19 protein-coding genes are annotated in these 22,609 nt (G+C 65.6%); 6 read left to right on the forward strand and 13 right to left on the reverse strand.

The annotated features are described in order from the left end of the window. Positions 1–63: 63 nt before the first annotated feature. The 4 genes from BLT71_RS03685 to BLT71_RS03700 form a co-directional block, all read right to left on the reverse strand. Positions 64–1,080, reverse strand: a complete 1,017-nt coding sequence (locus BLT71_RS03685; protein ID WP_091717687.1) for a LacI family DNA-binding transcriptional regulator — start codon at positions 1,078–1,080, stop codon at positions 64–66. A 19-nt stretch (positions 1,081–1,099) separates the two neighbouring features. After that, positions 1,100–1,951: a carbohydrate ABC transporter permease gene (locus BLT71_RS03690; RefSeq protein WP_407681233.1), complete on the reverse strand. Its 852-nt coding sequence runs from the start codon at positions 1,949–1,951 to the stop codon at positions 1,100–1,102. A gap of 2 nt (positions 1,952–1,953) precedes the next feature. Continuing rightward, the gene (locus BLT71_RS03695; RefSeq protein ID WP_091717689.1) at positions 1,954–2,934 is read right to left on the reverse strand and encodes a carbohydrate ABC transporter permease; all 981 of its coding nucleotides are present in this window, start codon (positions 2,932–2,934) and stop codon (positions 1,954–1,956) included. A gap of 71 nt (positions 2,935–3,005) precedes the next feature. Next, entirely contained in the window at positions 3,006–4,328 is a 1,323-nt protein-coding gene (locus tag BLT71_RS03700) for an ABC transporter substrate-binding protein (RefSeq protein ID WP_091723788.1), read from the reverse strand. Between the two features lie 225 nt (positions 4,329–4,553). Between BLT71_RS03700 and BLT71_RS03705 the strand changes: the two genes are divergently transcribed. Continuing rightward, positions 4,554–6,605: a beta-galactosidase gene (locus tag BLT71_RS03705; protein WP_091717691.1), complete on the forward strand. Its 2,052-nt coding sequence runs from the start codon at positions 4,554–4,556 to the stop codon at positions 6,603–6,605. Between the two features lie 96 nt (positions 6,606–6,701). Beyond that, entirely contained in the window at positions 6,702–8,393 is a 1,692-nt protein-coding gene (locus tag BLT71_RS03710; RefSeq protein ID WP_231994436.1) for a glycoside hydrolase family 53 protein, read from the forward strand. A 110-nt stretch (positions 8,394–8,503) separates the two neighbouring features. On the opposite strand, the gene BLT71_RS03715 is transcribed toward BLT71_RS03710, so the two are convergent. Genes BLT71_RS03715 through BLT71_RS03725 form a run of 3 tightly spaced genes read right to left on the reverse strand, consistent with a single transcriptional unit; the run spans position 8,504 to position 11,359 of the window. After that, the gene (locus tag BLT71_RS03715; protein WP_091717695.1) at positions 8,504–9,559 is read right to left on the reverse strand and encodes an SDR family oxidoreductase; all 1,056 of its coding nucleotides are present in this window, start codon (positions 9,557–9,559) and stop codon (positions 8,504–8,506) included. Then, positions 9,553–10,524, reverse strand: coding sequence for an aldo/keto reductase (locus BLT71_RS03720; RefSeq protein ID WP_091717697.1), 972 nt, complete (start codon positions 10,522–10,524; stop codon positions 9,553–9,555). The genes BLT71_RS03715 and BLT71_RS03720 overlap by 7 nt, the downstream gene beginning before the upstream one ends. Before the next feature lie 13 nt (positions 10,525–10,537). Then, entirely contained in the window at positions 10,538–11,359 is an 822-nt protein-coding gene (locus BLT71_RS03725; protein WP_091717699.1) for an aldo/keto reductase, read from the reverse strand. Between the two features lie 194 nt (positions 11,360–11,553). Between BLT71_RS03725 and BLT71_RS03730 the strand changes: the two genes are divergently transcribed. Both BLT71_RS03730 and BLT71_RS03735 read left to right on the forward strand, forming a co-directional pair. After that, positions 11,554–12,453, forward strand: a complete 900-nt coding sequence (locus BLT71_RS03730; RefSeq protein WP_231994437.1) for a helix-turn-helix domain-containing protein — start codon at positions 11,554–11,556, stop codon at positions 12,451–12,453. 116 nt (positions 12,454–12,569) lie between these two features. Further along, on the forward strand, positions 12,570–12,779 hold the full coding sequence (locus tag BLT71_RS03735; RefSeq protein WP_091717703.1) for a hypothetical protein: 210 nt from the start codon (positions 12,570–12,572) through the stop codon (positions 12,777–12,779). 100 nt (positions 12,780–12,879) lie between these two features. On the opposite strand, the gene BLT71_RS03740 is transcribed toward BLT71_RS03735, so the two are convergent. From BLT71_RS03740 to BLT71_RS03765, 6 genes are all read right to left on the reverse strand, one after another. After that, positions 12,880–13,089: a dodecin gene (locus BLT71_RS03740; RefSeq protein ID WP_091717704.1), complete on the reverse strand. Its 210-nt coding sequence runs from the start codon at positions 13,087–13,089 to the stop codon at positions 12,880–12,882. Positions 13,090–13,151: 62 nt separating this feature from the next. Continuing rightward, entirely contained in the window at positions 13,152–14,438 is a 1,287-nt protein-coding gene (locus BLT71_RS03745) for a pectate lyase family protein (protein ID WP_197676729.1), read from the reverse strand. Between the two features lie 36 nt (positions 14,439–14,474). Continuing rightward, the gene (locus tag BLT71_RS03750; protein ID WP_091717706.1) at positions 14,475–16,535 is read right to left on the reverse strand and encodes a pectinesterase family protein; all 2,061 of its coding nucleotides are present in this window, start codon (positions 16,533–16,535) and stop codon (positions 14,475–14,477) included. A 91-nt stretch (positions 16,536–16,626) separates the two neighbouring features. Then, positions 16,627–17,547, reverse strand: a complete 921-nt coding sequence (locus BLT71_RS03755) for a carbohydrate ABC transporter permease (protein WP_091717708.1) — start codon at positions 17,545–17,547, stop codon at positions 16,627–16,629. Positions 17,548–17,557: 10 nt separating this feature from the next. Next, positions 17,558–18,511 (reverse strand): carbohydrate ABC transporter permease, encoded by a 954-nt coding sequence (locus tag BLT71_RS03760; protein WP_056082505.1) that lies wholly within the window; start codon positions 18,509–18,511, stop codon positions 17,558–17,560. Positions 18,512–18,542: 31 nt separating this feature from the next. After that, positions 18,543–19,847 (reverse strand): ABC transporter substrate-binding protein, encoded by a 1,305-nt coding sequence (locus BLT71_RS03765; RefSeq protein WP_091717710.1) that lies wholly within the window; start codon positions 19,845–19,847, stop codon positions 18,543–18,545. A gap of 307 nt (positions 19,848–20,154) precedes the next feature. On the opposite strand from BLT71_RS03765, the gene BLT71_RS03770 reads away from it, so the two are divergent. Together BLT71_RS03770 and BLT71_RS03775 are read left to right on the forward strand one after the other, a co-directional pair. Continuing rightward, complete coding sequence (locus tag BLT71_RS03770; RefSeq protein ID WP_157693420.1) at positions 20,155–21,027, forward strand: DUF6807 domain-containing protein; 873 nt, start codon at positions 20,155–20,157, stop codon at positions 21,025–21,027. After that, entirely contained in the window at positions 21,024–22,601 is a 1,578-nt protein-coding gene (locus BLT71_RS03775) for a glycoside hydrolase family 43 protein (protein ID WP_091717714.1), read from the forward strand. The genes BLT71_RS03770 and BLT71_RS03775 overlap by 4 nt, the downstream gene beginning before the upstream one ends. Positions 22,602–22,609: the final 8 nt, after the last annotated feature.

Here is a 22,609-nt window from a genome sequence, read left to right on the forward strand (position 1 = left end):
AAACAAGCCTTGTCTTTGGAACCCGCCGCAGGGTATTTAGAACGTTGTAGAAATCAGGGGCCGTCAGGCCGACTCCCGTACCACCAGTTCGGTGGGAATGGTGATGGCGGCATGGTTTTTCCCGGCGATGACGTCCAGCAGCAACCGCACCATTTCCTCGCTGATCCGGTCGAACGGCTGCCGCACCGTGGTCAGGGCCGGCGTGGCGGCGGACGCGGCCGAAATGTCGTCGAACCCGGCTACCGCAACGTCCTCTGGAACCCGCCGGCCGGCGTCGTGCAATACCTCCAGGGCGCCGAGCGCCATGAGGTCGTTGGCGGCGAAGACGGCGTCCACGTCGGGGACCCGGGCGAGGAGCTCGCGCATGGCCCTGGCGCCGCTCTCGCGGCTGTAATCACCCGGCGCCACCAGCGCCTCGTCGAAGGCCTCGCCCTGGTGTGCCCGGTAGGCTTCCAGCCGCCGGATGCCGCCGGAGGTGTCCTGCGGGCCGGTGATGGTGGCGATCCGCTTCCGGCCGCCGTTGTCCAGGAACTCCAGCAACTCCAGGGCGCCCTGGTAGTCGTCGGCTGCAACGTAGCCCATCTTTTTTTCGAAGCCCAGCGGAACGCCACAGGCGATGGCAGGCACGCCGGCGGCGATGATGTCGGCGATGACGCCCTTCCTGCTGCCGTGCGAGGAGACCAGCAGGACCCCGTCCACATGGCCGGCGGTGAGGAAATCGGTGGCCCGGCGCTGCTCGTCGTCCGTGCCGGCCATGATCAGCACCAGGGGAATGTCGTGCTCGGCCAGGGCGTCGGCGGCGCCGCGCATCAGGACGGCGAAGTTGGGGTCGGCGAACAGGCGGTCGTGCGTTTCGGTGAGCAGGAAGGCCACCGAGTTGGCCTTGTTCGTGGCCAGGTTCCGGGCGTGGGGGTTGACGCGGTACCCGGTCTTTTTGATGGCGGCGTTGACGGCGGCCAACGCGGGCGGGCTGACCCAGTGCCCGCCATTGAGCACCCGCGAAACTGTCCCTCGCGAGACGCCTGCCTCCCTGGCCACATCGTCAATCTTGGGCCGGGGCCGGCCTTGCGGTTGCATCATGATCCGAGCCTATCCAGCCCTAGGCCTTTACGGCGCCGGCGGCGAGGTCAACGCGCCAGTAACGCTGCAGGAACAGGAACATGATGACCAGCGGCACGATGGACAGCAGGGCTCCGGCCAGCACCAGCGTGTACAGCGCCGGGGCGGTGGCGCCCTGGTTGAGCAGTCCGTTCAGGCCCACCGTCAACGGGAACAGCTTGTCATCGCCCAGCATGATGTACGGCAGCATGAAGTTGTTCCAGATGGCCACGAACTGGAACAGGAAGATGGTCACCAGGCCGGGGAGCATCATGGGCAACGCAATGCGGTTGAAGATGTACATGTCCTTGGCGCCCTCCGTCCGGGCAGCCTCGATCACGTCTCCGGGAACCGACGCCGCGGCATAGATGCGGGCCAGGTAGATCCCATAGGGGCTGATGATCTGCGGCAGGAGAACGGACCAGTACGTGTTGGTCAGGCCCAGCTGGGCCAGCATCAGGTACTGCGGGATGGCCAGGATGACGCCCGGAACCAGCACGCCCATGAGGAGGACCTTGAACACGCCGTTCTTGCCGGGAAAGTCGTACTTGGCCAGGACGTAGCCGGAGAGGGCGGACACCCAGGTGGAGAGCAGGGCTCCCACGCCGGCGTAGAGGGCGGTGTTGAGCATCCATCGCCAGAACACGCCGTCCCGGTAGGCGGTCAGCTCCACGATGTTGTCCCACAAGTGGATGCTGGGCGCAAAAGTAAAGGTTGAGAAGAGCTCGTCGCTGCTCTTGCTGGCCGCGGCCACCACCCAGATGACCGGGAACAGGCAGTACAGCGCCCCGAGGATCAGGATGCCGGTGGAAAGGAAGCTCGGCTTCTCGCGGATCTCAGTGGGAGTGGACACGGTCAGTTCTCCTGTCCGAAGGCCCGCTTCTGCACAATGCGCAGGAAGAGGAAGGAAATGGCGAAGGTGGCGAGGGCGATGATGATGCTGGTGGCGGCCGCGGAGTAAATGTCATTGCGGGTGAAGGCGTCCCGGTAGACGAGCATCAGCGGGGACCAGCTCGTGGAGAGGCTGTTTGCCAGCGGGCGGAGCGTGGTGGGTTCGGCGAAGACCTGCAGGGTGGCGATCATGGAAAACAGGGCCGTCATGACCACTGAGGGGGCAATGATGGGGATCTTGATGCGGAGTGCGGTCTGGATCTCCGAGGCGCCGTCCAGTTTGGCGGCCTCATAGATTTCCTGGGGCACGGCCTTGAGTGAGGTGTACATGACGATCATGTTGAAGCCCACGCCTCCCCACAGGGCGATGTTGGCGATGGCAAAGGTGATCAGGTCCGGGTTCAGCAGCGAAGGCAACGCGATTCCCAGCCTGTCCGCCACGAAGTGGAAGGGGCTGACGCCGGGCAGGTACAGGAAGCCCCAGAGAAGCGAGCTGATGACGGCCGGCACGGCATAGGGCAGGAAGATGGCGGTGCGGGAAAAGTTGCCGGCACGGGTGCGCCGCGAGTCCAGGAGGAGGGCGAAGAGCAGGGCGAAGCCGAGCATCAGCGGGATCAGGATGGCGCCGTAGGTGAGGACACGGAGGACGCTGGCGGTGAACTCGGGGTCGGTCAGGGAGCGGATGTAGTTGTCGAACCCGGCAAACACTGTGCTTTGTGCGCCCTTGCCGAGCCCCAGCCCGCTGACCTTCTTCTGTTGGAAGCTCAACACCAGGGTGTAGGCGATCGGTGCCGCCATGAACACCAGGAACAGGACAATGCCAGGCGCCAGCATCGCGTACGGGGTCAGGGCGCGCTGCCTGAAGCTCCGGGCCTTTCGGGGAGTCCCGGGCCCGGCAGTTGCGGTCTTCTCCGCCGTGGTTGGCGCGGTCGCTGTCGCTGCCATGTTGCACTTCCTTGGGTGGGTGGTGGGGAACGAACCGGGAGGGCGCCGCGGCACCCTCCCGGCAGGCGGGACTACTTGACTGTGAAGCCGGTCTTCTTCAGGTCGTCAACGGTGACCTGCTGCATGCCGGCCACGGCGTCCAGGAACGCACTCTTGGTTTTGGCCTGGGCAGCTTTGGCGAACTGATCGTTGTAAGCGTTGTAGGCAACGTTGACGTTGGGGCCGTAGCTGAACGATGTGACGCTCTGCGCAGCTTTGCCCACCACATCGTAGAAGTCGGGCTGGTTGCTGAAGAACTCCGGTGCCTTGGTCAGTGCCGTCTTGGCGCCTTCGGTGTCGGCCGGGTAGATGCCGGCCACGTCCACCAGGGCCTTGACGGCCTCAGGATCGGTATTCAGCCACGAAGCGAACTTGGAAGCCGCGGCGACGTTCTTGGACTGCGATGTCACTGCGGTGGAGGAGCCACCCCAGTTGCCGGTGGCGGGCTTGGCGGAATCCCACTGCGGCATGGGGGCAACTTTCCACTTGCCGGCAGTTGCGCCGGCGTTGCCGGAGAGCACGCCGGGGGCCCAGGCAGCGCTGAGCCAGCCCACCTGCTTGCCGTTATTCAGTGCGGCGTTCCATTCGGGGGTGTACATGGGCTTGTTGTCGATGGTGCCCTGCTCCACCAGGCCTCCCCAGTAGCCGGCCACCTTTTCTGTGGGGTCCTCGGCGATCTTGACGCTCCACGCGTCACCGTCGATGGCCCACCATGACGCGCCGGCCTGCTGGGCCATGCCCGTGAACCAGCCGGCGTCGTTGGAGGAGAAAGTGCCCAGGTAAGCCTCGGGGTCAGCGTCGTGAACGGTCTTGGCCGCCGCGGCGTATTCCTCCCAGGTGGTGGGGACGGCGAGGCCCAGGCGCTCGAAAATGTCCGCACGGTAGTAGAACGCCATGGGGCCGGTGTCCTGCGGAACGGCGTAGAGGGCGTCGCCACCGAGGGTGACGGAATTCCAGACGGCCTCGGGGAACGTGTCCTTGGTGTCGTTGGCTTCGGTTCCGGAGAGGTCTGCCAGCGCGTCCGCCGCCACGAGGGTGGGGATCTTCTGGTACTCCGCCTGGATCAGGTCCGGCGCGCCGGAACCGGCGTTGACGGCCGTCAGCAGTTTGGTGATGGCGGGATCGCCGCCGTCCTGCTTGTTGACCGTGACGTGGATGTTGGGGTTCTTCTCGTTCCAGATTTCCACCACCTTGTCCAGGTTGGGGGCCCAGGCCCAGTAGGTCAGTTCCACCTTCTGGTTGGGATCGGTGTTCTGTTCCACGGCGTTGGTGCCCGAACCTGTGGAACATCCTGCGGTAAGCAGGGCCGCTGCGGCCATCATTGCCACTGCGCCTGCACGAAATGAGCTGCGCATTCCGTCCTCCTTGTCGAAAAAGCTGGCTGTGTAAGAGCTGGTGGGACCCCGGTGCGGGATCCGTTGTGCTGCGGCGGAGGCGGACACACTGCGTCAACCAAGTCCTGTGAGCGGTTCCAGTAATTCACACAGTTGTGATCTATGTCAACAGAATATTGCCTGTATCACTTCAACTAGGAGCTGTGATACTACTGGGAGCGCACACAGTTCTAAGGAGATCACCCGATGACAGACGTCCTGCAGGCCCCAGCACCCGGACTCGCGCCGGCGCCGTGGGTCCAGCGCCCGGCGGGCCTTTGCTACGGCGGGGACTACAACCCGGAGCAGTGGCCCCGCGAGGTGTGGGTTGAGGACATCGCCCTGATGCGCGAGGCCGGCATCAACCTGGTCAGCGTCGGGATCTTCTCCTGGGTCCTGCTGGAACCGCGGGAAGGGGAGTACGACTTCGAGTGGCTGGACCACCTTGTTGGCCTGCTCACCGATGCCGGCATCAGCATCGACCTGGGCACCCCCACCGCAGCCCCGCCGGCATGGTTCTGGAAGAAGTACCCCCAGGCCCATCCCGTGACGCGGGACGGAGTCACCCTGGGCCATGGTTCCCGCGGAATGGCCGCGCCCAGCTCGCCGGACTACCGCCGGGCTGCGGCGAACATCACCGAACAGCTGGCGCGGCGCTATGGTTCCCACCCCGGCGTCGTCCTCTGGCACGTCCACAACGAGTACGGCGCCCCCGTCAGCGAGTCCTACGACGGCGCCTCCGTGGCGGCGTTCCGGACCTGGCTGCAGGCCCGCTACGGCAGCCTCGACGCCCTAAACGCGGCCTGGGGCACCCTCTTCTGGGGCCAGAAGTACAACGCCTGGGACGAGATCGACGCCCCGCGGATCTCCGCGAGCGTCAGCAACCAGGGCCAGCGGCTGGACTTCGCCCGGTTCACCTCCAACGCCATGCTGGAGTGCTTCATCGCAGAACGCGACGTCATCCGCCGCTACGCCCCCCACATCCCGGTGACCACCAACTTCATGGCCACCAACTGCTTGTCCCCGGACTATTGGGCCTGGAGCCGGGAGGTGGACATCGTGGCCAATGACCACTACCTCGTGGCGCAGCGGACGGACAACCACATCCTCCTGTCCATGGATGCCGACCTCACCCGCTCGCTGGCCGGGAACAAGCCGTGGATGCTCATGGAGCACTCCACCAGCGCCGTGAACTGGCAGGGCCGTAATATCGCCAAGCGTCCGGGGGAGCTGGCCCGCAACAGCCTGGCCCACGTGGCCCGCGGCGCCGATGCCGTGATGTTCTTCCAGTTCCGCGCCTCCCGCTTCGGGGCGGAAAAGTTCCACTCGGCCATGCTTCCGCACGCCGGAACGGGAACCCGGATCTGGCGGGAAGTCCTGGACCTGGGCGACGACCTGAAGAAGCTCACGGCCGTGAAGGGCTCCACCGTCAGCGCCAAGGTGGCCATCCTGTGGGACGTTGAATCCTTCTGGGCCCAGGACCTGGAGTGGCGGCCCAGCAACGAGCTGACCCACCGCGAGCGGATCGAGGCCTACTACTCGGTGCTGTGGAACCGTGGCGTCGCCGTGGACTTCGCCCACCCGGAATCGGATCTTTCCGGCTACGACCTGGTGCTGGCCCCTGCCCTGTACCTCGTGGGCGAACCTGCGGCGGCCAACCTGCGCAACTATGTGCGGGGCGGCGGGCACCTGGTGGTGTCCTACTTCTCGGGCATCGTGGACGCCACGGACACCGTTCCCCCGGGGGCTTCGCCCGGTCCGCTGCGTGACCTGCTGGGGTTGGAAATCCACGAGTTCCTGCCCCTGCGCGAACACCAGGCAGTCCAGCTCAGCTCCGGCCGGGGGACCGGCACCATCTGGTCCGAGGAAATCCACCCCACCACCGCGGACGTGGTGGCCCGTTACCAGGACGGTCCGGCCGCACCGGGACCGGCCATCACCCGCAACGCTTTCGGCAGCGGCACGGCCTGGTACGTCTCCACAGACCTGGACGACGCCGGCCTGGCCGCCATCCTGGCGGAAGCACTGGCCCACGCAGGGCTGTCCACGGGAGACGGGCACCCGTCAGGCCTGGAGGTGTCCGTGCGCAGCAACGGCGCCGACCACTTCACGTTCCTGATCAACCACACCGAGGCTGACGCGTCATTCGCAGTCTCGGGACTGGACATGGTCTCCGGTGAAAGGGTGGACGGCGTCGCCGCCATTCCGGCCGGAACCGTGCGGGTCATCCGCAACCCGGAAGGTTCCAGCCAGCCCTAAAGACCGCCGGCCGGGGCCGCCCAGGCCCCGGCCGGTTTCCACGCCTGGGTTCCACACCAAAGGCTGCAAGGTTCAACGTCAAGGAGGACGCCCCCAGTGATAAATCCCCGCACGACGCACACTCCCAGCAATCGACAGTCTGGCCGCATACGACTTTCCGGCCGGACGTTGCCCTCCGGCCGGACCCTGGCCGCCGTCACCGCGCTGGCCCTGGCAGGAACGTTGCTGGCTGCCGGTCCAGCCGCTGCGGCCCCGGGCAAGCCATCTAGCGTTGGACCGGCGTCCGTAGCCAATCCGGGCTTCGAAGCGGGAACCGCGGGCTGGTCCGTTTCCGGCCCGGACGGCGCGGCCACGGTGGAGTCCGGGGGAGCCGACTCGGCGCACCGGCTCACCCACTACCTGGCCTCGGACAACACGGTGACCACATCGCAGACCGTCACGGGCCTGAAGAAGGGGTGGTGGACCCTCCGCGCCTCGATCAAGTCCGGCGGCCCGGTGGATTCCTCGCGCCTGGTCCTCTCCGGATGCGGCAGCGACGGTTCCACGGTCCTGCCCTCCACGGAAACCGATGACCAGTGGCTGACCCTCGCCGTCAGCGCCAATGTGGCCGGCAAATGCACCCTCTCCCTTACAACCACTGGGGCCGGGGCCTGGGCCAGCATGGACAACGTGACTTTCGCCGAAGGCCGCGTGGAGCGCACCTTCCGCGGCGCCGACCTCTCCGGCGTTCCCAAGAACGAGGACCACGGCGCCGTGTACGCCACGGCGGACGGCACCCGGGTGGACCCGGTGGAGGCTTTTGCCGATGCCGGCGCCAACCTGGTCCGCCTGAAGGTCTGGGTCAATCCGGCCGATGGCTACAACACCCGGCAGCAGGTGGTGGAGATGGCCAAACGCGCCCAGGCCCAAGGCATGAAGGTGCTGGTGGACTTCCACTACTCCGACCGCTGGACCGATCCCGGGGCCCAGGGCGTTCCCGCAGCCTGGAAGGGCATGTCCGCGGCAGCCATGGCCGACGCCGTGTACGCACACACCAAGGACGTCATGGCTGCACTGAAGGCCGCCGGCATCACGCCGTACGCCGCGCAGGTGGGCAACGAAATCAACCCCGGCATGCTCTGGCCGCTGGGCCAGACCTGGGACGTTGATCCTGCGGACGGTGTGGACGGCGCCCAGTGGGACAACCTTGCCACCTTCCTCAAAGCCGGAACCCGTGCCGTCAAGGACGTCAGCCCGGACACCAGGACGGTGCTCCACCTGACCAACATCAACAACGGCATCGGCGGGCTGACCTGGTGGTTCGATGAAGTCACCAAGCGCGGCGTGCCCATGGACGTCATCGGCCTGTCCTATTACGGGTACTGGCACGGCACCCTGGCGGACCTGCAGAACGCCGTGACCACCCTGTCCCAGCGGTACGGCAAGGACGTGCTGGTGGTGGAGACCTCGTACCCGTTCACCCTCGAGGACAACCCCAACGCCCCGTGGGAAAACGTGATCGCCAACGGGTCCCAGCTCGTCAAGGGCTACCCGGCAACACCGGCGGGCCAGGCCGCCAATTTCCGGGCGGTCCAGGACGTGGTGGCATCCGCTCCAGGCGGACGCGGCATCGGCGCCGTCTACTGGGAGCCCGCCTGGACGTCGGTTCCCGGCAACGGCTGGGATCCGGCCGACCCCGCGTCAGGCAATGCCTGGGAAAACCAGGCAGTCTTCGATTTTGCCGGCCGCGCGCTGCCGGCGCTGGATGCGTTCGCCGCGGACGACGCCGGCACCTGGCACCGGAAGTAGGCCTCCGCGCCACGGGGCGCGGCAGGAAAAGGACGCCGACGGCGGGAGCCCACCTCCCGCCGTCGGCGTCCTGCCAATTCCTGCGTGTTCCTCTTGGTCCCTGCGTGGCGCTAGGGCGCGCCGCCCACGGCCCATTTTGTGAGGGTGTCGCTGAGGTCCATGTAGGACTGGTCCACCTGCTGCAGCTCCGGGTTGGCGTCGTACCACTGGACGATTTCCCGGGCACCATCGGCGAACGGGATGGTGGCGGTGTACTCCGGCACCAGGGACTTGATCTTGGTGTTGTCGAACACCACCGAGTGCGACCTGTCGCCCAGCAGGTTGGGCCCGAGTTCCGGGCTGTGGGCCGCTATGGTTTCCGAGGCCACGTGCACCAGTTCCGGCTCAGCCACCCCGGCAGCCCGGGCGAACAGCCGGTAGATCTGGTTCCACGGCAGGTACTCGTCAGAGGTGATCGTGTAGCTTTCACCCACCGCCTGCGGCCTGCCGAGCAGACCCACGAAGGCCTTGGCAAAGTCCTTGCTGTGGGTCAGCGTCCACAGCGAAGTCCCGTCGCCGTGGACCATAACGGGGAGGCCGGCGCGCATCCGGTGGATGTCCGTCCAGCCGCCCACCATGGCGATTTTGGTCCGGTCATAGGTGTGGGAGGGGCGCACCACAGTGAGCGGGAAATCCTCGTCCCGGTAGGCGCGGAACAGCAGCTCCTCACAGGCGATCTTGTCCCGTGAGTACTGCCAGGACGGGTTCTTCAGCGGCGTTGATTCCAGGATGGGCAACCGGGTGGGTGGCTTCTGGTACGCCGACGCGGAACTGATGAACACGTACTGTCCGGTCCGGCCGCGGAACAGCTCGAGCCCGGCCTGGGCCTGGTCCGGGGTGTACGAGATAAAGTCCGCAACGGCGTCGAACTCCCGGCCGCCCAGCACCTTCCTAACCGACGCCGGGTGCCGGACGTCCGCGTGCAGGACCTCCGCTCCGTCCGGGACCGGGCGGTTGGACCGGCCCCGGTTCAGGATGGTGAGCCGGTGGCCCAGCGCGACGGCGTGTTCAGCCGCCGCCGCGCTGATGACACCGGTACCGCCGATGAAGAGGATGCTCCGCGGCGCTACCGTCCGTTCGGGTGTCCCGGCAACTGGTCTCCCGGCAACTGGCGGCGGGGTTACCACGCGTAGTCTTCCGGAGCGGTCTTGTGCCCCGGGAAGATGTGGTCCAGCCGCTTGAGCGCGTCCTCGTCGAGGGTGACGTCCAGGGCACGGATGGCGGCGTCCAGCTGTTCCTGCGTCCTGGGCCCCACGATCGGAGCCGTGACGGCGGGCTGGTGCAGGAGCCAGGCCAGCGCGACGTCCCCGGGTTCGTGCCCCAGGTCATCGGCAAGGTCCTCGTACTGGCGGATCTGGTCCTCGTGCTTCTTCAGGGTTTCCAGGGCCCGTCCCTCGCTGCGCCGGACGCCGTCGCGCTCCTTCTTCAGTACCCCGCCCAGGAGCCCGCCCTGCAGCGGCGACCAGGGGATAAGCCCCAGGCCGTACTGCTGCGCCGCCGGGATGACCTCAAGCTCCAGTTCACGGCGGAACAGGTTGTAGATGGACTGCTCGCTGACGAGGCCCGTGTAATTGCGCCGGTGCGCTGCCTCCTGGGCCTGGGCGATGTGCCAGCCGGCAAAGTTGCTGCTGCCCGAGTACAGGATCTTGCCCTGCTGGACTGCCACCTCGATGGCCTGCCAGATCTCGTCCCACGGGGTGTTTCTGTCGATGTGGTGGAACTGGTAGACGTCGATGTAGTCCGTCTGCAGCCGCTTGAGGCTGGCATCCAGGGCGCGCCGGATGTTCAGCGCGGAGAGCTTGGATTCGTTGGGACGGTCCGTCATGGTCCCGTAGAGCTTGGTGGCCAGCACCGTGTGTTCCCGGCGCTCGCCGCCCTTGGCGAACCAGCGTCCGATGATCTCTTCGGTCCAGCCGCGGTGGCCGGCGCCGCCATACACGTTGGCGGTGTCGAAGAAGTTGATGCCGTTCTCCCGCGCGGAGTCCATGATGCTGTGCGCATCGGCCTCCTCGGTCTGGGGGCCGAAGTTCATGGTGCCAAGGCAAAGGCGGGAGACCTGCAGGCCTGAGCGGCCAAGGTGGGTGTACTGCATTGGAGAGACCTTTCTACATCTGGGTAAAGGACGCGACGGCGGGATCCGAGCCAATGCGGGCGCCCGACTCCAGGGCGGTGATGCTGGCCAGTTCGTCGTCGGAAAGCGTGAGGGAGGACGCGGCAAAGTTCTCGCGCATGCGCTCGGGGTTCACGGTTTTGGGGATCACGATGTTGCCTGAGGCGAGGTGCCAGGCGAGCACCACCTGCGCCGTGGTGGCTCCATGGGCGTCTGCAATGGCCGTGACGGCGTTGCCGTTCAGGTCCCCGCCCTGCCCCAGCGGGCTGTAGGCCTCCACCTCGATGCCCAGGCTCCGGCACTTGGCTGCGAGGTCCGCCTGCTGGTAGCTGGGGTGCAGTTCGATCTGGTTCACGGCGGGGACGATTTCGGACGATTCCAGCAGGGTGTCCAGGTGGTCTGAGAGGAAGTTGGAGACGCCGATGGCCCGGATCTGCTTGTTGTCGTAGAGCCGTTCCAGTTCCTTCCAGGCCTGGACGAACACTCCCTGCGACGGGACGGGCCAGTGGATGAGGTAGAGGTCGACGAAGTCGACTCCCAGCGCCTTGCGGCTGTTCTGGAATGCCTCCTGGGCCTTGCCCTGCTCGCCGTTCCGGAGCTTGGTTGTGACGAAGATGTCCTCGCGCGGGAGGCCCGTCGCCGCGATGGCGGCGCCAACACCTGCCTCGTTTCGGTACCCGGCAGCCGTATCGATGTGCCGGTAACCTGCCTCGAATGCGTCCTCAACGATCCGCTGGGTATCTTCCGGCGGGACCTGGAAAACGCCGAGGCCAAGCTGGGGGATGGTGACGCCGTTGTTCAGTGTCAGCTCTGACATGGTGCTCCTTGAATGATGCTGGGATCGGTGCCGTTGGCTCGACGGGGGAGAAAGCGGTTTCCGCTGGCTCAGTACTGAGCCTATGCACTTTTGCCCGCCACGTCAGCAGGTAACCGTGATCCTGTTTTTCCTAGGACTGGCAGTCCTACCTTCGGTGTAGGAGGAGTGCCGGACGGGCGGGCAGAATGGTCAGCATGGGTCAAAGTGCCGAGTTCGGAAAATTCCTCAAAGCCATGCGCTCGCGCCTGACACCCGAGGACGCCGGCGCCGGGCCCACCACGGGTGCCCGCCGAGTGCCGGGGCTGCGGCGCGAGGAAGTAGCCCGCCTGGCGGGAGTCAGCACGGACTACTATGTCCGGCTCGAACAGGGCCGCAACATCCATCCTTCCCGGAACGTCCTTGACGCAGTGTCGCGGGCATTGCGGCTGGACAGCAGCGAGCATGCGCACATGATGGACCTGCTGGAGAACTGCGCCGCCAACCCGCGGACGCCCGGCCCGGCAGCCCAGGGGGTGCGGCCGGGGCTGCGGCAACTGCTCGAGGCTGTGGGCGATGTGCCCGCGCTGCTGCTGGGCCGCCGCAACGACGTCCTCGCCGGCAACAGGATGGCGTACCTGCTGTTCACCGATTTCCCCTCGCTGCCCGCGGCCGAGCGGAACCTCACCCGCTGGCTCATTCTTGATCCGGCGGCCCGGGAACTGTTCCGCGACTGGAAGACGTTGGCGGCCGAGGCTGCCGGTGCGCTGCGGCTCGATGTGGGCCGCCACCCGAACGATCCACAGGCCAACCAGCTGGTGGGGGAGCTCGCGGTGAACAGCGAACAGTTCCGGCAGTGGTGGGCCGGGCACCGGGTGGCCAGCCGGTCCGCGGGGATCGTGCGCCTGCATCACCCCACCGTGGGAGACCTCGAACTGAACTTTGAAAGCCTCGCCCTCCCCGACGACCCCGACCAGGTGCTGAGGGTTTATTCAGCGAAACCGGGCTCGCCGTCGTCGGACGCGTTGGCCCTGCTGGGCAGCCTGGGCGCGGGCGAGGCGCCGTCCGAACGGGAGCGGGCAGCCGAGGTTCCGCCGACCGACGTCGCAGAGCCCTAAAAGCCTTGTGCGTTTGGCCACACAGAAACGCCTTGTTTGGCCAGAGATCCATTTTGGCGGCCCGCGGGGTTTCGTAGGCTTGGGGAACACACTTCTTCCCAAGGATGGTCTCAACGATGAAACGCATCGCGCTGCTGAAAGAACGCCAGGCCGCTCCCGCCGGCACCGCCTCGACGTCCACCGGCTCGCACTGCCCGGTATCCGGACTGTGGAGCCCGGACCACGACCCACACACCGTGCTGTCCTTCTTCGAGGGCCACGTTTTTCCCGCGTTCGACGGCGTTCCCACAGTATGGCGGCGCCGGTCGCTGGGACAGTCCTACTAAAGCGAAGCCCACGCAGTACCGGCACAAGGGCTGTGCCGCATGAAGAAGGCCGTGACCCCCGGGGTCACGGCCTTCTTCATCTGCTTAAGGGCTGGTCCAACTATTCTTCGAGGCGGAAACCGATCTTGATGGTCACCTGCCAGTCCGCCACCTTGCCGTCTTCGAGGTGGCCCCGGACTTCCTTGACCTCGAACCAGTCAAGGTTGCGGAGGGTCTGGGAAGCCTTGGCGATCCCGTTTCGAACGGCGTCGTCCACACCTTCCGTGGAGGTACCGACAATTTCAGAAATGCTGTACGTGTGATTGGACAACTTCGCTCCTCGTGATCATCGTTGCTCCCGGTTGCGGGCCGTTCCTGAAGACTAGTAGGACTTTAAGAGCCTTGGCCAGACCCTGCTTCACGCCCCACCCTTTCCCGGGCTGCCGGAGCCGGTTCGATTCGCAGGTGCGGTCCGGTGGTGCCGCTGACTGCAGGGGACAGCGCAGAATCCGGGTTGGCAGCGTTATAGGCGTCCAGGACGTTGATCTTCCGGCCGTTGACCCAGGTGCCTGCCTCGTCGATTCCCGTGCCGCCAAAACTCCGGATGATCTGTGCGGCCGGGATACCGTCCGCGAGTTCGAAGGTGTTGTTACGGGCGATGATGCTGGACTCCACGCCCGCACCCCACGAGTACTGGTACTGTGCCGGATCCGTCACGCGGTACACGTTGTTGTACACGTGTGCCTGCCCGAACCGGACCCGGGGCGCACGCTGCCCAACGTCCACGAATTCGTTGTGGTGGAGGGTGACCCGCAGCTTGCCGCGGTCCGCCGTGGCACCGTCTCCGTTGCCCCACAGCATGGATTTGTCGTGGCCCGAGAGCCGGCTCCAGGAAATGGTGACCAGGTCTGCCTGCCGGACAACGTCGAGGAGGCCGTCGTGGCGCAGGAACCGCTCACCGAAATACCGGGGCTGGATGGCATCGGCTGTTTCGCCGTCGTCCAGCGTCAGGTGGTCCAGCCACACATGGGTGGAGCCGGAGACCACCAGGTTGTCCCACTCGGTTTTCCAGGTGTCCCCGTTCCAGCCCGGGAAGCAGTCGTAGGCGTCGGAGAGATGGAGGTTGCGGACAATCACGTTATCCACATTGTCGATGTTCAACGTGAAGCCCGTGAGCTGGACGTCACCTACGCCCACGATGGTGGTGTTGGCGCCGATATTGACCCGGACCCGCTCGCGCTGCTTCGCACTTGAGGCTTTGCGGGCGTCTTCGAGGGGCCCCGCGGCCGGCCCCGTCCAGTGAGCCGGGTCGAAAGCCGCGAGGTAGGCCTCAAGTGAGTAGCCGCCGGTTGCGTAGTCCCCGCACGTGATGGCGGCGCCATCCGGGCCGGTGTTTGCGTTGAAGCCCTGCTTCACGTACACGATCTTGGGCTCGTTTCCCGCCACCGCGGCGGCGAGTTCATCCCTCGTTGAAACTTCGTGGACGTTGGCGGGCGCCGCACTGGACCCGCCGGTGGTGCCGCCGTCAGCGGAGGCCCAGCCATCGCCCGCGGCGAGGACTTGCCGGCCCAGGTCCGGGGTGCTTTGCGAACGCTCGGCGCCGGATGGTGCCGCTGACGGAAGTGGCCCGGCGAGGGCAACAGCGGTGGCCAGTACAACGGATCCAGCCAGGGACATCATCTGTGGTTCTCCTCGAAATGGTGGCGGCCGGCCATGTCAACCATGTCCTGCCGGGTTCCAGTCGCCGAGGAACGCGTCCACGGTGAATTTGGCGGCATCCGCTTCGGACAGCTGCGCGTGGAACTCGTTCACGTAGGCACCGGGGCCGGTGTTTCTGTACTCAGCGAACCGGCCCTCGGTCCACGCGTGGCCGCTCATGTCCGCCCAACCTTGGACTGCGATGTGGTTGCCCAGGACTGAGTCCCGGATGACCGCCATGGGGTGGGCGTCCGGATCGCTGCTGGCAAACCAGGGACGGCCCAGGCTGACGGTGCCCGGAGCGGCATCGGAGGTGAGCGTGCTGTTGACGATCAGGAAGCCGTACGGGTTGGAGTTCTTGGTGCTCGGGGCCACGATGTAGCCGTTGTTCGTGTCGTTTCCCCGGTCCAGGGAATGGATGGTGCAGCCGTCAAAGACGGCGGTGCCGCGGCCGTAGAGGAAGTCCACGTCGCCTTCGATGTAGCAGTTCTTCAGGTAGGTCCTGGCGGTGGCGTCCCGGCCTGTGGTGTCGGCGAGGTAGGTGTCCTGGTTGCCCAGGAAGCGGGTGCCGTCAAACACCACTTTGTCTGCGACGCTGCGGACGGCCAGCGCCTGGCTTCCACCGTTGGCTGCTTCGTCGTAGGCGTTTTCCACTGTCAGGTTCCGGACGGTGGTGCCCGGGGCTGCCACGGTCAGCGTGGCGCTGCCCACGGCTCCCCAGGTTCCGCCGAAGAACTTGGCACTGTTCGCCGGCAGGTCGTAGGTGATGACGACGTCGGCCGGGTTGGCTGTTGCGCCCTGGATGGTGAGGTTGGGGCGGTCCGCCCAGACGTTCACCACTTCGCGGTAGGTGCCGGGTTTGACTGTGATGGTCCGCGGCTGGGTGCTGCCGGCAGGGATGGATCCAATGGCCGCCTGCAGGCTGCCGAAGTCTCCCGTCCCGTCCAGAGCCACGGTGATGTTTGTGGTCTTGTTCGGTGCATTGTTTTCGCGGGGGCCGGCGCCGGCGCTGACGATGCCCGGCACTGCCGCGGCGCTGTCCAGGGTGTAGGAGTAGTACGCGGCGGGGTCGAATGCGGCTCCCACGTTGTCCTTGCGGCCCCGGGTGGAGTCGAAGATGTTGTCGCGGTTGACCACCTGGGTGGCGGGGTCCTTGGCCACAATCGGGTCCTGGACGGCGGTGAAGTAGTTTCCTTCCAGCACCACCTTGGCGTTGTTGCGGCCCATCATGCCGTACTGGCCCACGTCCTGGAGGTAGTTGTTGTAGACATGCGCGGCGGCAGTGTTGTCCAGGCTGAAGTTCCGCTGGGTGGTGTTGCGGATCCAGTTGTGGTGGATGGTCATCTTGGTGACGGCGTTGGCGGTCCAGCCCACGCCCAGGGCTTTGTTGTTGTCCGCGAACACGTTCCAGGAATAGGTCAGGTAGTCCGAGTCCTTGCGGGTATCGATCAGGCCGTCGCCCATCCGCTCGAACTTCATATGGTCCACCCAGACGTGGTGGCTGGTATCGAGCTGGATGCCGTCACGGTCGTTGTCCGGCCGCTTGCCGTCCCAGTCACCCGGGATGTACGAATCCCGGACCGTGAAGTTCCGGAAGATCACGTTGGAGACGTTGATCAGCTTGAAGCCGGCGTTGACCACCTCGGCCCCTGCCCCCGTGCCGATGAAGCTCTTGTTGGCCGCCACCGGAATCTTGACGTACTGATCAGCAGTGAGCGAGCCGCTGATGAAGATCACCAGTGGCTCTGCAGCGGAGGCATACTCCTGGAGCTGGGCGATGGTGGAAGCCGTGACAATCCGTCCCGCCTGCCCGCCGGTGGTGCCCGCCAGCCCGTTCCCGGGAAGCGATGCGAAGCCGTCGGGCGTCTGCTTCCACAGCGGCCCGTTCCCCTCGGACAGCGAAAAGGGGGCAAGAACCGCGGGTGCCAGGACTGAAGCTGCCTGGACTGCTGGTGCCTGAACCGGCGAGGTCGCGGCACCTGATGCCTGCAGCGGCGGTGCCGCCGTCGCCGGGGCGCTCGCCAGGCTGGACAGAAGGACGACGGCGGTTGCCGCACCTAAGAACCGACGCAAACTCATGCAAAACTCCTTTGTTCCGGAACCCGGGCAGCCTCCAGCCCGGGCTCCGTGCACTGTGTTGTTGAGTGGGTGATGCGTGGAGAGACGTTGGCTACTTCAGGCCTGTGGTGGCGATGCCGTTGATGAGGTACTTCTGGCCGGCAATGAAGAAGCCGATGATGGGTGCGATGGACACCACGGACATGGCGAACATGGGTCCCCACATGCTCTGGCCCTCAGAGTCCATGAAGGCCCGGAGTGCCAGCGGGACGGTGTAGAGGTCCTGGTTCTGGATGTAGAGCAGGGGGCCGAAGAACTCGTTCCACGTTGAAATGAACGTGAAGATGGCTGTGGTGGCCATGGCGGGAACGCAGAGCGGCAGGATGACCCGCAGGAACGTGCGGAACGGTCCGCAGCCATCGATCTGCGCGGCGTCGTCCAGTTCCTTGGGCAGCGCCTTCATGAACTGCACCATCAGGAAAATGAAGAAAGCGTTGGTGGCCATGAAGTTGGGCACGATCAGCGGCAGGTAGGTGTCCAGCCAGCCGAGCTGCGAAAAGATGATGTACTGCGGCACCAGGAGCACGTGCCCCGGGAGCATCAGCGTGCCCAGCATCAGGGCGAAAAACAGCTTCCGGCCCGTGAACTCCATCCGGGCAAAGGCGTACGCCGCCAAGGCACAGGAGAAGATGTTGCCGATGATGGAGAAGACCACCACGATCATCGAGTTGATCAGGTAGACGTGGAAGGGCTGGTTGAGCGCGGTCCAGCCCTCGGCGTAGTTGTTGAAATCCCAGTTGTCCGGCCACAGCCCCAGCTGCCGGAAAATGTCGTTGCTGGGCTTGAAGGAGCTGGAGATCAGCCACAGCAGCGGGTACATCATCACCAGCCCCACCAGGCAAAGGATCAGATGCCGGGAAAACCGGGTGCCCCGCGTCCCGGTGAGGGCGTCTTCCGGATCCGCCTGCTTGGGCTGCTTCGCAGGTTTCCCGGGTTTGGTGGCTGATGTGCGGGGTGATTCGAGGAGTGCCATGGGGGTTGCCTTAATTGTCGTAGAAGACCCAGAACTTGGATGCGATGAAGTTGATGGCGGTGAAGATCGCAATGATCATCAGCAGCAGCCAGGCCATCGCCGAGGCGTACCCCATCTCGAATTCGGTGAAGCCCTTTTGGTACAGGTAGAGGTTGTAGAACAGCGTCGAATCAGCCGGACCGCCGGTGCCGCCGCTCATGACGTAGCCCTGGGTGAAGGTCTGGAAGGACCCGATGAGCTGCATGATGAGGTTGAAGAAGATGATCGGGCTGATCAGCGGGATGGTGATGTTGCGGAACTGCCGCCACCGGGACGCCCCGTCGATGGAAGCCGCTTCGTAATACATGGTGGGGACCTGCCGCAGTCCTGCCAGGAAGATCACCATGGGGGAGCCGAAGGTCCAGACGTTCAGGACGATCAGGGTGCTCAGGGAGAAATCCGGATCCGTCACCCAGGCCGGGCCGGCGATCCCGAACAGTCCCAGGAAGCTGTTGACGATTCCTTCGTTGCCGAAGATGTAGCGCCATAGCATCACGATGGCCACGCTGCCGCCCAACAGGGAGGGCAGGTAGTACACGGACCTGTAGATGGCCAGGCCCTGCAGCCCCCGGTTGAGCACCAGGGCGATCAGCAGTGCGACGGCCAGCGAAATGGGCACCGAAACGAACGTGTAAATGAAGGTGACCTTTAGGGACTGCCACAGCCGGGGGTCCTCGGTCATCGCCTGGAAGTTCGCCAGCCCCACGAAGTTGGGTTCGGTGAACAGGTTGTAGTCAGTGAATGCCAGGTACAGGGAGGCGAAGAACGGGATGATGGTGAAGAGCATGCCCAGGAACCAGGGCAGCAGGAACAGGTAGCCCGAACGCTGGTTCCTCCGCCGCGCGGTGCCCCGCTTCCGGCGGCCCGGAGGTCCTGCCGCAAGCGAGGCCGCCGCGCCGGGGGCTTGTTTGGTCAGCACCGACATGCGTCAGGCTCCTTTCTGCTGTGGGCGGGTGCTACTTGTTGATGGCTGCATTGCTCTTCTCAAGGAATGTCTTGGCGGCGTCAGCCGGGGTGATCCTGCCGAACTCCACCTCGGTGGCCAGCTGCTTGAGGGTGTCAGCCACCACGCTGGCGCCCTTGGGGTAGACGTAGGCCGGGGGAAGGTCGTCTTCCTGGATGGCGGCCACCATCTCCACGAATTTTGTGTCATCGGTACCGAGCTTTGGCTTGATGGCCTCGGCAACCTTGGGATTAATGGGCACACCACGTTGGGTCAGTGTTTCTGCAGCCCCGTCGGCGTCGTTGATGAGGAAGTTTACGAACTTGGCCGCTTCCTTGGGGTGCTTGGACTTTGCGGCGACGGACCAGAGCATGCTGGGATCGGCGGAGTAACCGCGCCGTTTCTCCGTAGTCTCGCCGGGCATCCTCAACAGAACGACGTTGCCGCCGGCGGCCTCGTTGTAAGCCTTGAAATTGTTGATGGGAATGATCTGGGAGGCCACAGTGCCCTTCGCCAGGTAGGACTGCGCAGGAGAACCACCGATCTGCTCAAAGAATCCCGCGGGCGGGTAGCCCCCCGCGTTGCGCAGGTCAACGCTGTACTGGAACCACTCGCGGATGGTGTCTTCGCTGACGCCGAGCTTGTTGTCCTCGGTATAGAAGTCCTCGCCGCGCTGCCGGGCGAACAGGATGGGGCCGGTCTCGGTCGAGACGTCGTAGCCTGCGCCGTAAACCTTTCCGCCGGTCTTCTGGCTCACCTCGGTGGCAAACTTTGCGTAGTCTTCCCAGCTCCAGGTCTTGTCGTCGGGGATGGTGACGCCGGCCTGGTCCGTGATGGTCTTGTTCACCACCATGCCAATCAGGTTGACGCCGGTGGCCAGCCCGTACAGTTTGCCGTCCACTTCCCCGCGGCTCTGGATGGTCTGGGGAATGTCCCCAAGTTCGATTTCCGGCAGGGACTTGAGATCGGCCAAGGTGCCGCGCTGGGCATACTCAAGCAGGGTTCTGTTGGCCATATTGAGAACGTCCGGCGGGTTGCCGCCGGCAAACCGGGTGGCCAGCTTGTCCGCGTAGGGACCGCTGTCCTGGTATTCGCTCTTGATGGTGATGCCGGGATTCTTCTCCTCAAAGACCTTGATGGCCGCATCCGTCATCTTGGCCCGGTTGGCGTCGCCCCAGTAGACGAAGTTGAGTTCAACGTTGCCGCCTGCTGCCGGGGAACCACCTCCAGCGCAGCCGCTCAGGCCCAGGCCCGCTGCCGTGACTGCCGCTCCCAGGAAGATCCTGCGGGAGAACCCGGTGGTTGCTGTCTTCTTCATTGAATGACGCCTTTCTGTGGCTGCCCCGGTAGGAGCGTTAGCCTGCTGAATTATCCAGAAACTTTCTGCTGCCTCTGCCATCGACCTTCGCTGCCAACGAGTCAAAAGCAAACCCTGGGCAGGGTTACGAAAGAAGTGAGTAAACGATTTCTAGCAAGCAGCGGCTGTGACTGTCAACACCTTTTCTAAAACTGATGCACATCTGAAAACAGAAAGTTTCTGTAACTCTTGCCGAATCTTTTCTGCATGCCTATGCTGTTCTCCATCGCCATGGATGCGATGCATTTCCCACCGGAAGGAGGCGCCGTTGCCCATCCCAGCCCTTGAGCCCGCCCGGCTCATTGCCCTGGTTCCCGGCTCGGGCGTTGCGCCGGCCAGTGCACCGAGGCCGTACTTCCACCCGGTGCGCTCCCTGTCCGGAACCGTATTGACGGACGTCGCACCGGCTGACCACATCCACCACCTGGGATTGTCCGTGGCCTTTTCGGACCTGAACGGCACCAACTTCTGGGGCGGGTCCACCTACACGCAGGACCTCGGACCCGTGGTCCTGCCCAACCACGGCAGCCAGGCCCTGGACAGCTGGACCGAAGAGGAAGGCCGTGCCTCCGGTACCGTGCTGTGGACTTCCCGGCACGGAACCCTCCTGGCAGAGGAACGCCGCACGGTGGAGGTTTCCGCGCACCCCGCCCCGGGAACCTGGAGCCTGTCCCTGACCTCGGTGATGGTCCCGGCAGCCGGCGTCCCCGCCCTGGAGGTGTCGTCGTCGGCCGTCAAAGGCCGCAGCGGCGCCGGATACGGCGGCATCTTCTGGCGCTTCCCCGCGGACTGCTCCGGAACCCGCGTCTTCTCCGCTGCCGGTGCGGGCGCGGATCCGGCGCACGGATCCCGCTCGCCCTGGCTTGCCATCAGCACCGTCACCGGCGGCGCGCCCGTCACGGTGGTGCTTGCCCAGGACGCTCCCGCCCGCCCCTGGTTCATCCGCTCCGAGGGCTACCTGGGCGTGGGTCCCGCCGTCGCCTGGTCCGAAAAAGCGGTGGCCGACGCCGCCCGCCCGCTGGTCCAGTCGCTGCACGCCGTCATCCACGACGGCGCGGTGGCATCACCGGACCAGGCGCTCCACCTGCTTGAACACCATCCCGCCGTACGCACGCCCAGCCATCCCGACAGGACACCATGACCTCGCGCAACGCCGTCCCCGTGTACGCCAATCCCATCCTCAACGCCGACTGGCCGGACCCCGATGCCGTCCAGGTCCGCGGCACCTATTACATGGTCGCGTCCAGCTTCAACCGCGTTCCCGGGTTGCCCATCCTCAAGTCCCGAAACCTCGTGGACTGGGAGCACGCCGGCCACGCCCTGCTGCAGCTGCCGCAGGGCAGCCACTTCTCCCTGGTCCGCCATGGTGGCGGGGTCTGGGCGCCCGCGCTGCGGTACCACGACGGACGGTTCTGGATTTTCTACCCCGATCCGGACCACGGCATCTTCGTGCTGAGCGCCGAGAAGGCTGAGGGCCCCTGGACCGCGCCGCACCTGCTGTATGCAGGGCGCGGACTCATCGATCCCTGCCCGCTGTGGGATGACGATGGCCAGGCCTATCTGGTGCACGGGTGGGCGAAAAGCCGGATCGGGATCAAGAACCGGCTCACCGTGCACCGCATGAGCCCGGACGCCGGAAAGTTGCTGGACCACGGCACCACGGTCATCGACGGCGAGGACCTCCCCGGCTACACCACACTGGAGGGGCCCAAGTTCTACAAGCGGGACGGCTGGTACTGGATCTTCGCCCCCGCTGGCGGCGTGGCTACCGGTTGGCAGGCGGTCTTCCGTTCCAGGTCCCCGTTCGGTCCGTACGAGGAGCGCCGCGTCCTGGAGCAGGGGAACAGTCCGGTGAACGGGCCGCACCAGGGTGCCTGGGTGACCTCGCCGCGGGGGGAGGACTGGTTCCTGCACTTCCAGGACCGCGGGCCCTACGGGCGGGTGGTCCACCTCCAGCCCATGGGCTGGGACGAGGACGGCTGGCCCTGGATGGGGGAGAAGGCGTCCGACGGCGGCCCGGGAACCCCCGTGGCCAGCCACCCCTACCCGCGGGGTACTTCGCCGCAGGACGTGGCGCCGCCGGCCAGTGACGACTTCGCCTCACCGTGGCTGGGCCCGCAGTGGCACTGGCAAGCCAACCCCCGGCACTCCTGGTCTTTCCAGCCGGGCGGGGGCCGGCTGATCCTCCGGCCGCAGGCCAACGATCCCGTCAACCTCCGGGAATTGCCCAATGTCCTGGCGCAGATCCTTCCCGGCACGCCGTCCACTTTCACCACGTCGCTGGAACTGCAGGACGTCCCGGTGGGGACCCGCGCCGGCGTGGTGGTGCTGGGGCAGGAATACGCCTGGCTGGGCATCATCCGGACCGCCGATGGATTCGTCCTGGGTAGCGGGACCGGGGGAGAGGGGCCGTCGGAGCAGGCGCCCGGCCGCAGCATTCCCCTACCGGCTTCCCGCTTGGAGCTGCAGATCCGCACCGACGGCACGCCCCGGTCCACCTTTGCCTGGCGCCTGGGTCCCGGGGAGCCGTGGGAGGTCCAGGGCTGGAACTTCGGTGTTGTGCAGGGGAAATGGATCGGCGCGGAACTGGGGATTTTTGCCACGTCGCCGCTGGGATCGCAGGAGGGCGGCAGTGTTATCGTGGGACCCGTGCGCGTGGACACGGCGCCCGTTCGCCGGGCTACTGCCCCGCAGCTCGCCGCCGCAACCACATGACCCCAAGG

It is taken from the genome of Pseudarthrobacter equi (genome assembly GCF_900105535.1).
GTDB classification, from domain to species: domain Bacteria; phylum Actinomycetota; class Actinomycetes; order Actinomycetales; family Micrococcaceae; genus Arthrobacter; species Arthrobacter equi.